The organism is Anaerolineae bacterium, assembly GCA_016931895.1.
Classification (GTDB): domain Bacteria; phylum Chloroflexota; class Anaerolineae; order 4572-78; family J111; genus JAFGNV01.
Window position 1 is genome coordinate 25,783 of sequence record JAFGDY010000163.1, and the last position, 15,956, is coordinate 41,738.

The 15,956-nt window shown below is 52.9% G+C and carries 14 protein-coding genes and 1 pseudogene; 6 read left to right on the top strand and 9 right to left on the bottom strand.

Features of this window, described 5'->3' with window-relative positions; all coding sequences use genetic code 11:
* Positions 1 to 33: 33 nt before the first annotated feature.
* The 4 genes from JW953_12575 (at position 34) to JW953_12590 (ending at position 5,243) form a co-directional block, all read left to right on the top strand.
* A complete protein-coding gene (locus JW953_12575) occupies positions 34 to 552 on the top strand; it encodes an HIT domain-containing protein (GenBank protein ID MBN1993527.1) in 519 nt (172 codons plus the stop codon).
* 258 nt (positions 553 to 810) lie between these two features.
* Positions 811 to 3,150 carry a protein kinase gene (locus JW953_12580; protein ID MBN1993528.1) on the top strand — a complete coding sequence of 780 codons (2,340 nt, stop codon included), beginning with the start codon at positions 811 to 813 and terminating at the stop codon, positions 3,148 to 3,150.
* A gap of 699 nt (positions 3,151 to 3,849) precedes the next feature.
* Complete coding sequence (locus JW953_12585; protein MBN1993529.1) at positions 3,850 to 4,947, top strand: hypothetical protein; 1,098 nt, start codon at positions 3,850 to 3,852, stop codon at positions 4,945 to 4,947.
* Positions 4,948 to 4,958: 11 nt separating this feature from the next.
* A complete protein-coding gene (locus JW953_12590) occupies positions 4,959 to 5,243 on the top strand; it encodes a hypothetical protein (GenBank protein MBN1993530.1) in 285 nt (94 codons plus the stop codon).
* A 794-nt stretch (positions 5,244 to 6,037) separates the two neighbouring features.
* Here the strand turns inward: JW953_12590 and JW953_12595 are convergent.
* Together JW953_12595 and JW953_12600 are read right to left on the bottom strand one after the other, a co-directional pair.
* Positions 6,038 to 6,511 (bottom strand): hypothetical protein, encoded by a 474-nt coding sequence (locus JW953_12595; GenBank protein MBN1993531.1) that lies wholly within the window; start codon positions 6,509 to 6,511, stop codon positions 6,038 to 6,040.
* A 197-nt stretch (positions 6,512 to 6,708) separates the two neighbouring features.
* Complete coding sequence (locus tag JW953_12600; GenBank protein MBN1993532.1) at positions 6,709 to 7,554, bottom strand: PAS domain S-box protein; 846 nt, start codon at positions 7,552 to 7,554, stop codon at positions 6,709 to 6,711.
* 293 nt (positions 7,555 to 7,847) lie between these two features.
* Between JW953_12600 and JW953_12605 the strand changes: the two genes are divergently transcribed.
* Both JW953_12605 and JW953_12610 read left to right on the top strand, forming a co-directional pair.
* A complete protein-coding gene (locus JW953_12605) occupies positions 7,848 to 9,422 on the top strand; it encodes a GMC family oxidoreductase (protein MBN1993533.1) in 1,575 nt (524 codons plus the stop codon).
* 98 nt (positions 9,423 to 9,520) lie between these two features.
* Positions 9,521 to 10,066 (top strand): hypothetical protein, encoded by a 546-nt coding sequence (locus JW953_12610; protein ID MBN1993534.1) that lies wholly within the window; start codon positions 9,521 to 9,523, stop codon positions 10,064 to 10,066.
* Here the strand turns inward: JW953_12610 and JW953_12615 are convergent.
* From JW953_12615 to JW953_12645, 7 genes and pseudogenes are all read right to left on the bottom strand, one after another.
* Complete coding sequence (locus JW953_12615; GenBank protein ID MBN1993535.1) at positions 10,063 to 10,710, bottom strand: lysoplasmalogenase; 648 nt, start codon at positions 10,708 to 10,710, stop codon at positions 10,063 to 10,065. The genes JW953_12610 and JW953_12615 overlap by 4 nt on opposite strands.
* 25 nt (positions 10,711 to 10,735) lie before the next feature.
* Entirely contained in the window at positions 10,736 to 11,344 is a 609-nt protein-coding gene (locus tag JW953_12620) for a ribonuclease H family protein (protein ID MBN1993536.1), read from the bottom strand.
* Between the two features lie 4 nt (positions 11,345 to 11,348).
* Entirely contained in the window at positions 11,349 to 12,152 is an 804-nt protein-coding gene (locus JW953_12625; protein ID MBN1993537.1) for a DUF4013 domain-containing protein, read from the bottom strand.
* Between the two features lie 93 nt (positions 12,153 to 12,245).
* The gene (gene miaA, locus JW953_12630; protein MBN1993538.1) at positions 12,246 to 13,181 is read right to left on the bottom strand and encodes a tRNA (adenosine(37)-N6)-dimethylallyltransferase MiaA; all 936 of its coding nucleotides are present in this window, start codon (positions 13,179 to 13,181) and stop codon (positions 12,246 to 12,248) included.
* Positions 13,182 to 13,195: 14 nt separating this feature from the next.
* Positions 13,196 to 14,698 carry a carboxypeptidase M32 gene (locus JW953_12635; protein ID MBN1993539.1) on the bottom strand — a complete coding sequence of 501 codons (1,503 nt, stop codon included), beginning with the start codon at positions 14,696 to 14,698 and terminating at the stop codon, positions 13,196 to 13,198.
* Between the two features lie 164 nt (positions 14,699 to 14,862).
* Complete coding sequence (locus JW953_12640) at positions 14,863 to 15,582, bottom strand: hypothetical protein (GenBank protein ID MBN1993540.1); 720 nt, start codon at positions 15,580 to 15,582, stop codon at positions 14,863 to 14,865.
* Between the two features lie 13 nt (positions 15,583 to 15,595).
* Positions 15,596 to 15,856: pseudogene (locus tag JW953_12645) on the bottom strand (deoxyribose-phosphate aldolase).
* Positions 15,857 to 15,956 lie beyond the last annotated feature (100 nt).

Here is a 15,956-nt window from a genome sequence, read left to right on the forward strand (position 1 = left end):
GGAATTTCTTAATCAAGAAGTGAGTGAGCCAAGTTGGATAGATTATACACCCCCTGGCGAATGAAATACGTAACCTCAACCGAGCCGCAAAGGGAGGAGTGCGTGTTCTGCAACCACCTCCGCGCCAACCCCAGCCACGACCGGGAGAATTACCTGGTTTACCGGGGACAAACCGCTTTTACAGTGATGAACCTTTACCCTTATAATACCGGCCACCTGATGGTTTTACCCAACGAGCATGTAGCCACCCTGGCTGAGACTTCTCCCACCACCCAGTTTGAGATAATTACCCTGGTCACCTATTTTACCGGGTTACTTTCGACCCTGATGCAGCCCGATGGATTCAATATTGGCCTTAATATGGGTCGGGTGGCCGGGGCAGGCATTGACCACCATTTGCACGTTCACCTTGTACCCCGCTGGAGCGGCGATACCAACTTTATGTCTGTGTTTGGCGACACGCGGGTGTTACCCGAAGCGCTGGTTGATACCTATGACAAAATTATGACCTGGTTAAAAGAGCAACCACCACAAATCCCATCTTTGGCGTAAGCCCGGGGATCACGTCCCTACCGAAATTGATCCAGCAGACCCTCGGAGTCTGTCCCAATTTTTAGGCCTAGGGTAGGGACAGGACAATGTCCTGTCTCTACCGCCAAAATTCTGGGACGCAGCAGGCCCTCATTAGCCACTTGACGCAGCCCCCAAATTGAGATACTATTCTGTAACAAACAACAATACCACCCTCCAGACTTTCCCCTAAAAAAATAACCACCGGGCCGCATTAGCCCCGGGCCAAGGAGAGAAGCTATGTCAGACCTCATCGGCAAAACCATCGGACAATACGAAATTGTTGAAAAAATTGGCGTGGGCGGGATGGCTACCGTTTACAAGGCTTACCAGCGTTCCATCAACCGTTACGTGGCCGTTAAAATTTTGCCCACCCAATTTGCGCACGATCCCAATTTTGTCAAACGTTTTGCCCAGGAAGCCAAAGCTATTGCCGCCCTGGAACATCCCCACATCCTGCCCGTTTATGATTTTGGCACCCAGGAAGGTTTAACCTACATGGTCATGCGTTACGTAGAAGGCGGCACGCTGGCCGACCAGATGGGCAAACCGACATCCGACAAACGCATTGTAGAGATTGTGGGTAATATCGCCAGAGCGCTGGAATATGCCCACCGCCAAGGGGTGGTCCACCGGGACATCAAACCCAGCAATGTTCTCATTGACAAACAGGGTGAGGTGCTGCTCACCGACTTTGGTATTGCCAAAATGATGCAAGATTCCGGCGGCACCCGCTTGACCGGCACCGGCAGCATTTTGGGCACGCCGGAATATATGTCGCCCGAACAGGCCGAAGGGGTGAGCGTGGACCATCGCAGCGACATCTACTCTCTGGGTGTGGTTTTGTATGAATTACTGACCGGCCAGCCCCCCTTCCAGGCTAAAACCCCCCTGGCCGTGGTGCTGAAACACGTCAAAGAACCATTGTCGCCGCCGCGCACGATTAAACCTGATGTGGCCGAGCCGCTGGAGCAGGTGGTACTCAAGGCTATGGACAAAAACCGCGAGCAACGCTACCAAACCGCCGCCGAAATGGAGCAAGCCTTAAAAGATGCGCTCCGCGAAATTGAAAGCGCCGCCCCTACCACCAGCATTCCTCCCTCTAAAACGCAAGGAGTAGCCCCTCCGGTGCCCACGCCGGCCAAAGGGCGGAGCACAATGAGTACGTTTTTAGTTATTGGGCTGGTGGTGGCCGTAGTATTGTGCCTGGGCGCAGGGGGTATCTTTGCCCTGGCTGCTCTCTCTGGCAGGGGGGAGCGCGGCACAGCCACGGCCGTATCGGGAGATGTGTCCGTGTCTGACGGTCTTTTCCCAAAAACCCCTGAACCTACTGCAGAACCCACCGCAGAATCTTCCGACGCGCCTACTCCCACCAAATCAGGCGTGGAAGTTGATACGATTCTCCCCCCGGTTAACCTGGATAGAGCAGAACTGTTCCGGGAGAGCTTTGATTCAAACGAGAATAACTGGACCATTGGCCAGGAAATAGATGAATATGGCATCTACAACGCCGAGATGGTTGATGGTCGCTATCGTATGAGTCAAAAGGCCGATAAAGACGTGTTTATCTGGGAGTACCTGACCGGCGGCAATTTTGATAACTTTGTGGTAGCGGTTGACGCCTTCCCGGTTGAGGCCAATACCGACGCCTATGGTTATGGCCTTGTTTTGCGCAATAACGCCAATACCCAAAGCCTTTACACCTTTGAAATAGAAAATGATAGTTTTAAGGTGGATCTGTTAGCGGATGGTAATTGGAAAACACTGGCTGATTGGAAATCGCTGGCGGCCATTAATGTTGGTGGGCCGAACCAACTGATGGCCAAAGCAGCCGGCCCGGCCTTGACCTTTTATGTTAACGGCCAGGAAGCCACCACCGTGGAAGACAACACCCTGCTGGACGGCTCGATTGGTGTAGCCCTTAATCTTCACCAAGCAGGGGACAGCGCGACCGTTGATTTTGATAACCTGGTGGTATACGCCCTGAACGATGAGGAACTGGCCGGCGTCAGCGACATTATCTTTGAGGAGTATTTCGACTCCGATGCTAACGGTTGGGCTACCGGCGAATTTGAAGATGACTACAGCCAGGATGAAATCACCATTGAGGATGGCAAATACACCTTACGCGCCCTCACCAAAAAAGCCGCTTACATTGAAAAAAAGCTACCCAATCGAGAGTTCTCAGACTTTGTGCTCACTCTGGAAGCCACCCCCCACGATACCGCCGAACATTACTCCTATGGTATCGCTTTCCGCGAAGACAGCGAAGCCAATGTTTACACCTTTGAAATTGGCAATGATGGCCTCTACGCCGTTTTCCTTTATGATAACGAGTGGATAAAACTCAAAGATTGGTCCAGCGCCAAAGCCATTAAACCAGGCCAAACCAACCAACTCAAGGTGATTGCCCAAGGTAGCACCCTCACCTTCTTTGTCAATGACGACCAATTGACCACCCTCACGGACGATACCCTGGCCAAAGGGCAAATTGGCCTGATTTTGGACATGTTTGAAGAGAATCAATCCGCCGCTGTGGATTTTGACAATTTAGTTATCAGGAGAATAATCGAGCCGTAAAACATAATTGCCACCAAGTTGCCCGGTTGAAATAATGCGGTTAGGATCGTAGAACCGGGTTTGAACGAATATGAATAAAAAAGACCGCAGCGGTTTTTGAAACCGCTGCGGTCTTTTTGAATCCAACGTAATCCCAAAGAAACCTTTTAGGCTCATGTGTAGAACCTGCGCATGTCGTTGCGAGCAAAGCGACGCAATCCCCGTTCAACGGGGGGGAGACCACTTCGCCTCCGGCTCGTGGTGACATGTCCGCACACATTTCACCCATGAGCCACCTCTTATTTATCCCCATATCACCGGCTCAACGACCAGCGCCCTTTCTTGGGCCAGCAGTCCCTCCATCATTCTATCTGCGACAAAATTGCGACAAAGCGGCGACATTTCTGTGACATTTACCTGCTATTCTATTTTACAGGAGGGTAACAGCCCCCACGAAACGGCAATGAGAATAACAATGGCATTACGAAGGAAACCACACCGGACAGGTTTTCATGAAGTAGGGACAGCGCCTGGCGCCTGTCCTCTGGGACGACCACAAGGGGACGCCCCTACATTACCGGATTAATTTCTAAAAATCCATAAAAACCTGCCAGTGGGCCAGAAAGGAGGTGGCTATGCTCAAACTGGTAGCGTGAGCGAATAGACGATATGCCCAAACTTATAAAAGTCAACCAAAATATTAAAATAAGGAGAATCACAATGAAACTTAAAAAACTTTGGAGCATTAGTGTCGTTGTCACCGTGCTGCTGGTACTGGTGACGGTAGGGACCGTGATGGGACAGGAACCGGAGTCATCGCCGCCCCCGGCCGAAGGGGAAGGCGATTTTGGAGCAGAAGCTGAAATCGGCATCATGGCTGTGCCCGCTAAAACGATGAACTACCAGGGCTATCTGACCGATAACAGCGGCAGCCCCCTGAACGGCAGTTACAATATGGTGTTTAGCCTGTGGGATGAAGAGGCCGCCGGCGCCGGCAACAGGGAATGGGGAGACGAAACCCACACCGGCGTGTCCGTTTCTAACGGGATTTTTAGCGTGGTTTTGGGTGAAACTGTGCCGCTGGACCCCTATACTGATTTTGACGAACAGTTGTACCTGGAAATTGTGGTCAATGGCACCACCTTGCCCCGGCAAACGCTGCGGGCCGTGCCCTATGCAATGGGCCTGACGTCGGGCGCTCGGGTTATGGGCCAAACAGACACAACGAGCCAGTACGGCCTTTATGTGGAAAACAAAAATGGACGCGCGCTTTACGTTGATGGGGTGGGTGACAACATCTATGGTATTTATAATACAGATGTTACTTACTCCGATGAGGGTTTTGCCGGCCGGGATACTTGTGTTTTTGCGCCCACCTTGAACGCCGTTTTGCCGTATCTCGCCAGTGGCTACCACCTTTCCCCGCAAAATGGCAACTATACGGCGGTTGTAGGAGAGGCCGGCGGTGGCAGCGGATCAGTTTATATCCCGCTACAGGTTGAAGTTCCCTACGGCCGGGAGTATGTACTCGACCAGGTCAGGGTTTACTACAAAGTAGGTGGTGGGGCCAGCATTACCTGGGCCGGGATTATGGGCATGAATTTTGATAACGGCGGCATGCTCACCATTGGTAGTAACAGTAACACTTACTCAAGCGCCACGGCCACCTCGTTTGCGATCACCCCTACCAATCCCTACACCATCACCACTACAACGGCCCCTACCGGGATAACCCTCTCCGTTAATACTCCCGCCGGTGGGGACATGATTCATCTGTATGGGGTCAGGCTACAACTGGATAGCAGTTACGAATACTAAGGAGGAATAGCATGGCGGTTAGAAGAGTGGTAGTATTTTTTATCTTGCTGGTTTGCGGTTTGTTTTTGGTAGGAAGCGTGCTGGCTGCCGACGGGGTGGTCCTGCGGCGCAGTGTCGTTGGTGGGGGCGGCGGGCCGGTAACAGACGGCAGCCTTTACCTCCTTAACGGCACGGTGAGCGAGCCTGTTGCCGGCGTTGTTGTTGTCGGGGGTAGCTATGGCCTTAGTTCCGGATTTTGGTGGGCCGGCGGATTCGGCGGAACCACAGTTTACCTACCCCTGATGCTAAAGAATTAGGCTCCTGATGATTTGTAGGGGCAATACCCGGCCCTTGCCCATAGGGCGACCCCAAGGGTTTGCCCCTACATTATCGGTATCAAATTCAAATTCCAACTGTTTTACGTTGGGCAATTTTTCAGGCGTTTGGGCTTTGATTGGCGACTATTGTCGCCCGGTATTCATCTTCGATCAGCATGACCATAGGCCCAGCCGGTCCCATCACATACTCTGCATCTTAATATAAAAAACTCTCTTCCTCTTCCTCGACACCAGGCGCATTTTTTGCGGGGATAAACTGTCAGCACATTCCCCCGCCCTCCGCAGACCCTACAAGGAAGGATGAATAAGTTCTTGCCGCTGCCACGACACCAGGCGCAGGAGGCAAGTTTGTAAGTTACATGGCGGTTGTAGTCAAAAACCATTTGGGGGCGGCCAAAAATTGCCTGCCATACTCCCAAAATCATCCCGACAAACAGGCAAATAAGCAACCCTCTCAGAAAATAAGTCTGAAGAATGTTAAAATTGACGCCGCCATGCCAATAACCCAAAAATAAGCCCAAAAACGCCCCAAGTACTGCCCCCCCAACGGTGTACCGAATTACCAAGACCACCTTGTCCTCTCCCCACGTTCAAGTTCAATTGTTGACCCTCAATGACGGCTGGAACCAGCCCACATTATAGGCCAGTCGGTTAACTCTTGGCAAGGCTACACTTAAGAGTTCAGGGCAATCGTATTATCATATAAAAAACCCTGCTCCATTATGGGGCAGGGTTGCCGGCAATTGCCATCAGGCGGAAAAATTCGCCAGTTTTTATGTTTCCGGCGCAAATATCTCTAACTCTGGATGTTTTTTGGCTTCCGCCACAATTGGCCCCCGCACGGCAAAACCAATAGCCAAACCGCTTCCTCTTATCACCAACAACTTTACCCCAATCCCAACCCCGTACTTCTTGAGTGTTTCCGGAGGAATGGCGACGCCGCCGTGACGTAGTTCAACCCAACTATACGGTCTGCCATTGTACTCGATAACCTCTCCTTCAGGCAACCGGTACTCTCTCAGCCCTGAATGGACATCCAGCACGGCACCCAGAGGAGACTTTCTGACAGCTTCTGGAGAACCTAAGCCAAACCCACCTGATGTCCGACTGCCGGGCACCAGGATTAACTTCTCCTTTTCTTGCAGACGGTACTCCGCCAGGGCTTCAGGGGGGATGATAATCCGGCCGGCGGCCCCCACCCGGCACCAACCAAACGTGTGCTTGCCGCCTTTGACCAGTTGCGGCATGGACCAACTCCTCTTTTAATGCGGGAATTCTTTTGATACTTTGGAGTCTGTTTGACGCGACAAATTTGCCGCGTTCTGTTGACAATTTGCCCCAAAATGTCATTAGACCCGAAACAGGAGATTCTTCGCTCCCTTTGGTCGCTCATACTAATGACATAATCCGAAATGTCAACAGAACCTAATCCCCTTTTCCAGCTTTACTTGTTGGCCTCAATACGCAAGCCTAATGAGGCCAACGCCGCCGTCAGGCCGGTCCGCAAATCGCTCAAGGTCTGCACCTCACTCCAGTCAATCCCCAGATCAACAATGGCTTCGGCCACAGCATCAGAAACCCCCGTAACAATAGTGCGCGCCCCCTTAAGCCGGGCCGCCTGGATGGTCTTATTCAGGTGATTAACCACGCCGGTATCCACAATCCCCACACCGGTTACGTCAAGGATCACCACCTTGGCCCGATGTTGGCTGATGCCGGCCAACAGGTTACGAGTAATGTCCTTGGCGCGTAGACTGTCTATGCTGCCAATCAAAGGCATCACAATAATGCGATCCATAATCGGTATGACCGGCGTCGAGAGTTCCTGGATGGCGTGTTGTTGAGTCTTAATGATTTCCTCTTGCAATCGGGCGCGTTCGGCTTCTGCCTGTTTCTGGACCGTAATGTCTGTAATTACGCTCAACCCGCCAACAACTTCATTGTCACGAATGATGGGATAGGTGCGACTCCCCGTCCAGCTTGGTTGTCCATCAGGCCCCGGTGCCTCAGTTTCGAGATAAGTTTCTTCCCCCCCTTGTAGCTTTTCCAAAGACCGGATAGCTTGTTCACGTGCTTGGGGGGGAGTTAAGTCTACGGTATTCATCCCCAGCAATTGTTCTCGTTCCAAGCCCGGAAGACTTCGGCTGACGAACTCGATGTTGCCCTGGGCATCTGATTTAAAAACAATATCAGGCAATACCTCAAAAATTGAATTCAATTCGGCAATCTGCTGCCGGGCTTCTTGCAACTCAGCAAGAAGCTCTTCTCGAGTTTTTTCATTATTATCCATCTTGGTATCCTTATTGTATTACTCAAATGACAAATCATTCAATAACTGTATTACCCGTCTGCCGATATTTTTACTGCGTTTTTTCGGCCAGGTGTTCGACTCCAACTAAAAAAGCTCTTGCGCAATCAGGGCTATTATTGGCAAAAACCCGCGTATACTTTTTCCAGGCAAACCCCATCATAGCACGTCTTCTGGGGGAAGTCCAGTTCTATTTGAGATTCCTCTGTATTTTTTATTTTGGCTTGATCCTTGCGGTTTGTGTTTCTCTACCACTCATCGTAAAATGAGACATCATGAACACACCACAATTTGATTACGATTATATCATCATTGGCAGTGGGTTTGGCGGCTCGGTGGCGGCGTTGCGGTTAGCGGAAAAGGGCTACCGGGTGCTGGTCATGGAAAAGGGCAAATGGCTGGCCGGAAAAGATTTTCCCCAAACCAACTGGAATCTCAAAAAGTGGCTGTGGCTGCCCACGCTCAGATTCTTTGGGCTGTTCAAGATTACGTTTTTCCGGCACATTACGGTTTTATCGGGCGTAGGCGTTGGCGGCGGCTCGCTGGTTTACGCCAATACCCTGGCTACGCCCAAACCGGAATTTTTTCAGGCGGATAGCTGGGCGCATCTGGCGGATTGGGCGGCAGAACTCAAAGAGTTTTATCGCACAGCGCTGACCATGCTGGGCGCCACCCCCAATGCTTACCTGGCCGTCGGCGATAAAGCTTTGCAGCAACTGGCCCAACAGATAGGCCGGGAAAACGACTTTGCCGTCACCACGGTAGGCATTTACTTTGGCCAGCCGGGCCTTACCGCCCCGGACCCCTATTTCAACGGCGCCGGGCCGGACCGAACCGGCTGTAATTTCTGCGGCGGCTGTATGCTGGGGTGTCGTTATGAGGCCAAAAATACCCTGGATAAAAACTATCTGCACCTGGCTCAACAAAAAGGGGCCAAAATTCAGGCCGAGACAGAAGTGTACGACGTGATTCCACGGGGGCCAAATGGAACGCAGGGTTATACCATCAAATGCAAATCAGCCACCACGCTTTTGAAAACAAGGGGGACCTACACCTGCCGGGGAGTGGTGTTGGCCGCGGGCGTGCTGGGCACGGTAAAACTGCTTTTGGATTTGAAACAATCTTCGTTGCCCAATCTCTCAAACAAAGTGGGCGCTGGGGTGCGGACCAATTCGGAAAGCCTAATGGGGGTGACGGCTTTGGACAAAGACACGGTTTTTTCCGAAGGTATCGCCATCGGCTCAATTCTGCATACCGACACAAATAGCCATTTAGAGCCGGTGCGCTATCCGGCCGGTTCAGGCTTTTGGCGGCTGCTGCAAGCGCCGCTGGCCCACGGGCCCAATGTAGTGGTCCGGTTGGCCAAAATAGCGGCCGATTTTATCGCTCATCCCGGCCAAAATCTAAAGGTTATTTTTGTGGACGACTGGGCCAAACGGACGCAAATCCTCATGTTTATGCAAACACTCGACAGCCGGCTCTCTTTTTCCAGGGGATTGGGAGGGATGAAAACAACCGTGGAAAAGGGGGAACAGCCCACGGCCTTCATCCCGGAAGCCAAAATATTGGTCGAGCAGTACGCCCGGTTGGTCCGGGGCAAGCCGATAGCCTTGTTAACGGAAACGCTATTGGGCATCCCGACCACGGCCCATATTTTGGGAGGCTGTGTGATGGGGCAAACCCCCGCTGAGGGTGTGATTGACAAAAATAACCGGGTCTTCGGTTATAAAAATATGTTTGTGTGTGACGGTTCAATGATCTCGGCCAACCCCGGCGTAAACCCCGCCCTGACCATTATGGCCCTCACCGAACGAGCGATGAGCAAGATACCGGGGAAGGACGACGAATGACGAATAACGAACGAGGAATGACGGACAACAACTTTGGTCGTTGGTCCTTCGTCGTTGGTCGGTTTGGTCGTTACTCAAAATGAAAATAGAGGTGAACTATGAAAATTTGTCCTTATTGCGCCGAAGAAATTCAAGATGAAGCTGTTAAATGCCATTATTGCGGCGAGTTTTTGGATGGCCACCCGCGTTCTCAGCAACAGGTGGTCGTGGCGCACGGAGCCTATTGGGGCTATGAGTACCGCTCTAAACTTGAAGTGTTGGGCTGGCCGCTCATTCATATTGCCCAGGGCATTAACCCTGAAACGGGACGGCCTCGCGTGGCCAGGGGCATCATTGCCATTGGCAACATTGCCATCGGCCTGATTGCTATTGGGGGGATCGCATTGGGGGGCTTTGTGCTGGGTGGTTTGGGGCTGGGTGTAATTGCCGTGGGCGGCGTTGCGGCCGGCTGGGTGGCCCTGGGCGGCATGGCTCTGGCCCTTTACCTGGCCCTGGGCGGCATGGCCGTTTCCCTGGTGTACGCCATTGGAGGCATGGCCCTGGGGCCGCACACCATCAGCGCGTTAGGCGCGGATCCCGAGATGTTACAAATGCTGGAGAAATGGTTCCCGGAAAGCAGCACCTTTTCAGCGGGTGGGCGTTAAGACAATAGCAACGCTCCCACCGACCCGGCAATTAGCCATTGCGCGGCAAAGTAGGTGGACAGGCTCAAGGCGCGGGCAAACTTGTGCGGGCCACGAAAACGGTTGAGGGCCAAGATGGAATCTGATACCACAAACAGCACCGCACCGACGAAGGCCAGCAGCGCCACTGCTCGGCTCAATTGAACCAGCCAGCGGGCCCAGGCCAGCCAGGCCATCACCAAGATTACGGCAATATAAATGATCACGGGCAGTTTTAATTTTCCCAACCCCGGCGATACCATCATATAAACAACTACGCCGTAAATAACCAGCAAAATCAACGGCCACCAGGCCAGCGTGTCAAGGTCTGAGATGAACGCGGCAATATAACATAGGTGCGCCACCAGAAAGGCGCCCAGCCCGGCGGCAAAACGGTCCCAGGGCGGCATCAGCAGCGCATCGCCCGCCATTGAAAAAATCAAACCGGCCAAAACCAGATATTTGTAAACCGGCGGCGTAGCCTGCCCCTGCATAGCGATGAGCACAATGCAGGCCATTGTCAACGGTTTAAAAAGGTGGATGTGCCGCACGGGGCCGCGATATTCGGCGCGGATGAGGATAGCGGCAAAGATAATGGTCAAGATGGTCAGCACAACGATGAGCATTTTTCCTCCTATGTCACAACCTTTTTTATTTCCGACCAAAGTCGGCCCTGATCTGGCCCCACGCCTGGGTATCCCACTCGAGTATTTCGTTGGCATAGGCATTGTTCTCAAGCCATTGCAAGGCTCTATCAGCCAACTCCCACACTTTTTCGGTGTCCTGATTCCGGGGTAATCTTGAACCGACCGTTTTGCGTTGAACCCACCCAATGGCCGTTCTGGAATCTGAATAAACAGGTTTTTTTTGACCCTGTTTTTTGAGCAGGGCCAGGGCATGCACAATGGCCAAAAACTCGCCCAAGTTATTGGTGCCGTTTTCAAGAGAGCCAACGTGAAACAACTCCCGGCCGCTTTGGGTGTAAACGCCCCGGTATTCCAAGTTGCCGGGACTGCCGTCACAGGCGGCGTCAACCGAAACGCTGTCGGCCACAACTTCGGAAGGCAAACTCAAGGCCGGGACGGGGCCGAGACATTTTTCCCAGCCCAAGGCAAACGCTTCGTTTGCCTGGTCTTCCCGCGTGTAAGCCTTGTATTTGGCCCCCGCAAAACCAAGCACCTGCTCGCTGCACTCGGCCCAGGTGGAGTAGATGCCCGACTGCCGGCCCACCCAAACCACGTAGTATTTTTTAGCCAAGATATCGTTACTCCGTTGTTATCGCCATAGCCTCCTGGCCGACCAGATTTTCCAGTCCCTGCCGATAAGCCTGGCCAAAAAGCGCGCCATAAATGGCGATAAGATACATGGTGACCGGCGCGGTCAGGAAGGGTATCAAACAGCATAAAATAATCGTACAGTAAAGCAGTGTAAAGGCGGAACTGAGCACCATTGAGAGCAACATAATCATCACGTAAGCCATCAAAAAGCCGCCCACGTTGGCCCGAAAAACAGCCCACCATTCTTTAAAACGAAAAGCTGCGCCAAATTCATCGGTTGCCACCACGTGGCCCATAATGGCGGGCATCACCAGGCCAATCGCCAGGGCCAGGAGCATGCCCACCCCAAACAAAATAAAAAAGCCCACCATCCCCAGCACCGTGATTACGGCAAAAACTCCCCCGGCTGCCTCGGCGTTCTCTTCCCCGGCTATGGCCATCACCGGCACTCCCAAAAACGGCAGCACAAAGAACATGGCGTAACCAATAGAAAACAACACCATCACCGGCAGCATATAAATAAATACTACTCCCAATAACTTCAAGCCATCTACCAATAGTTTGCCCCAATCGTCCCATTCCGGCAGATATGGTTCGCCTTTTTCCACAATAATCCGGCGCATGATTTGCATCATATACCCGTAAACAAAAAAGAACGGCACCAGGGGCACGGCAAAACCGGCCAGCACCACTAAACTGCCAATTAGAAATTTATTCTTCCAGTTTTTATCGCGGAACGGGTAGCCCAATAAGGTTTGGAGATAAGCGGTGGTGAATGATTGCGTAGTCATAATTTTTCCTCCATCAATTTTTTGCCATAGTGAATGTCAAGGTAGCAGGGTAACAGAGTGGCAGGGTAACTGCCTTTCTACCTTGCAACCTTATTACTTTGCTCCTTGGAATCTAGTAACCAGGTGTTTTATCTGGGCATAAGTTTCCTCCGGTTGTCCGGCCAGGTCAAACCAGTCTATCCGCGGGTCGGCCAAGCGGAACCAATTATACTGCTGGCGCATAAAGCGCCGGGTTTCTTTTTTAATCAGGGCCACCGCTTCGGCCAGGCTGAACTGGCCCTGCAAGTACTGCCCAATTTGACGATAACCCAAACCCGACAGCGCCGGCAAGCGCCAATCATAGCCCGCCGCGGCCAGCCCTTCAACTTCGGCCACCAGGCCGCTATCCATCATTTTTTCGACCCGCCGGTCAATACGATTATAAAGGATTTCCCGGGGCATGGTCAAACCAATGAGCAAAGTGTGGTAAGGCGGGGGATTTTTCTGTTGGTGTTGGCTGATGGGCACGCCCGTTTTTTGATAGACCTCCAACGCCCGGATAACCCGGCGTACATTGCGCGGATCAAGCTTTTGGGCCGCCAACGGGTCAACGTCCTCCAGTTGGGCATGGAGCGCCTCAGCGCCAACAGCCTCGGCGCGAGCGGCCAGTTTGGCCCGGAGGGCGGGGTCCGGCGGCACGCGCGGGATGCCCCAACCTTCCACCACCGCCCACACCCACTGCCCCGTGCCGCCCACCAATAACGGCAGCCGGTTCCGGCGATGAATGGCCGCGATAGTCGCGTAGGCCCGTTCCTGAAACTCGGCCAGGGTCAGAACTTGGTCCGGGTCAACCACGTCCAGCAAGTGGTGGGGCGCCAGGGCCTGCTGCGCCGCCGAAGCTTTGTCGGCGCCAATATCCAGGCCGCGATAAATCTGGCGCGAGTCCGCCGAAACAATCTCGCCGCCAACATCTTGGGCCAGCCGCACCGACAAAGCCGTTTTGCCCACCGCCGTTGGGCCAATAACGACCAGCAGAGGTCTATCACTCATTTCGCCTGCTTATTTTACAATTGGTAAATCTTACCAAATTTTTGCTTGATGTAACTCAGATAGGGGCCAACTTCTATCTGTTTGGCTCCCGTCACCTGCTCAATCAACTCGTTGGCCGTGAACTTTCGGCCATGCCGGTGGATGTTGTTTTTGAACCAACTCAAAAGCGCGCCAAACTCGCCCCGGCTGAATTGTTCCGGCAGGTCAGGTATATCTTGCCAAGCTCGATGGTAAAATTGCAGCGAAAGCACGGTGCCCAGGGTATAAGTGGGGAAATAGCCCATCATCCCCGCCGACCAATGGACATCCTGCAACACGCCCAGGGCGTCATCGGGCGGGGTGAGGCCCAGGTATTCCTCCATTTTGGTGTTCCAGGCGTCGGGTAAATCGGCCACATTGAGGCGCTGCTCCAGCAAGGCCTGTTCCAACTCAAAACGCAGGAAAATATGCAGGTTGTAAGTCACCTCGTCGGCCTCAACCCGGATGAACGAAGGGGCCACTTTGTTGATGGCCCGATAAAAAGTATCCAGTTTGACCTCTTTAAGTTGGGCCGGAAAATATTCCCGCAAACGAGGATAATAAAACTGCCAAAACTCCCGGCTGCGGCCCAAAACGTTTTCCCACAGGCGCGATTGGGACTCGTGGATGCCCAACGAGGCGCCCTGGGCCAGGGGCAGTCCTTCCAGGGCCGGGGCGATATTCTGCTCGTATAAGGCATGGCCGCCTTCATGCATGGTGCCAAACAAACCGGGGTTCAACCAATCTTGGTGAAAACGGGTGGTTACGCGCACGTCGTTGATGGAAAAACTGGTGGTAAAGGGATGGGCCGATTTATCCTGCCGCCCCCGTTCAAAATCATAGCCCATCGCCTTTAACACGGTCAGGCCAAAATCCCATTGGGCTTGCAGGTCAAAATCTTGATGCAGGCAAGCATCATCCACCGTTTCAACTTGGGCCGAAATAGCGCGAACCAGCGGCACCAATTCAGCCTTGAGCGCCTCAAACACCCGGCTCACCTCAGCAGATTTCATGCCCGGTTCAAAATCGTCAAGCAAGGCGTCATAAATGGCCTCCTGGTAGCCGTACGCCTGGGCTTTTTGAATGTTCAAATCCACAATTTTGGCCAGGCTGTTTTGGAATTGAGCAAAATCTTTTTCCGCCCTGGCCTTTACCCAAATTTGATGGCCCAGGACAAACGTCCGGCTCATCTCCTCAACCAGAGACACAGGCAGTTTACGCGCTTTTTCGTAATCTCGTTGGACCACGCGCACCAGGCTGGCCTCATCAGAATCGTATGCAAATCCGGCGTCAGCCAGATCAGCCAGCAGCACGCCAATTTCGTCGGCAATGAACAATTCGTGGGCCATTGTTTCCAGGGTGGCAATTTGTTCGGCCCGGGCCTCTGCCCCGCCGGGCGGCATATTGACCTGCTGGTCCCAATGCAGCACGGCCACGGCGCTGTTGATGTTTTGAATCTCTTTGAGTTTGGTGGTCAAAGTTTTGAATTTTTCGGTCACAATGATTTTTCTCCTTTCAAATTAGCGACCGGCCCTTCGAATGACGAAGGACAAATGACGAAAATTGCTCGCCGGTCGGGAACGCCTCAAGGTGGATATTAAAAATGCCGGTCATGATTTTAGCCGACCGGCGATTTAAAGGTTACTTGCTGGGAATGGTTTGCCTATTGGGGCTTAGTTTTAACCGGCGAGGCAAACCCGGCCGTCACAATGGCCACAAGCAAAAAAACAAGGCCAAACCCGGCAAAAACAAACCCCATAACAAGAAGAACCGTGGCTGCTTCGGCTTGACTGTTAAAATAATCCTGGCGATTACCACCGGAAAGAAAATCCGCGTTCAGGCTGACCCCGTCATTGGTCTTCACCTGGCCGATGACAAAAACCGGGTTGCCCATCCGAAACCCTTGATATTCCAGCGTTTCATATTCAATGGGGTTCAACGTGGTTTGCCAAACTTCGGGCGCGTTAAGCAGGTCGTAATCCGTGTTCCCCACTCTCACCCGGCCCTCCGGCAAATCCAGCCATAAGGCCGGCGTCACCCGTTCAACCAGGGACCATACTTCGTCACATTCGTAATCGCCATCGTCGTCTTCGTCATCCTCGTCGTCACATTCAATCCCCTGGTATTGGCGGGCAATGTAAGCCACCAACCCTTCAAAACGAGGGGTGTTTTGCTCACTTATGCGTCCCTCAATCGCAACCGGAGTTCCTGAAGAAATATCGCCCAATTGGGCCAGGGTGTAGAGCGGGATTTGGGCGGCCTGTTGGGTTTCCTGTTGGGTATGGAAATACCCCCATAAAAAGCCCCCACCAATCACGGCAAAAACGGCGCCAATAAAGCCAAAAACCAGGCTGATCAGATGTTCTTCAAACCAGCGGCCCATTCCGCCATTCCTTTTATTGGCCTAATCGCCGTTTGCACTCGTCCAAGATTTCTGCGGTGCGGCTGGCTCCAACGCGGGTCACGCCCAGCGCCCGCACTGCCAGCAATCTGTCTAACGAGCGCACTCCACCCGCTGCTTTAACCTGAACGTGCGCCGGAGAATGTTGGCGCATTAACTGCAAATCCTCGTCCGTGGCCCCGCCCGGAGCATAACCGGTCGAGGTCTTGACCCAATCGGCATTCAGCTCGCCGCAGATTTCGCACAGTCGGATTTTCTGGGCGTCATTCAGATCTTGAATTTAGAATAAAAAATGGGCGGGCTGCGAGTTGCGCAGAACCGCCCTTGGGTAGAGAATTTGGCTATGAACACACAAA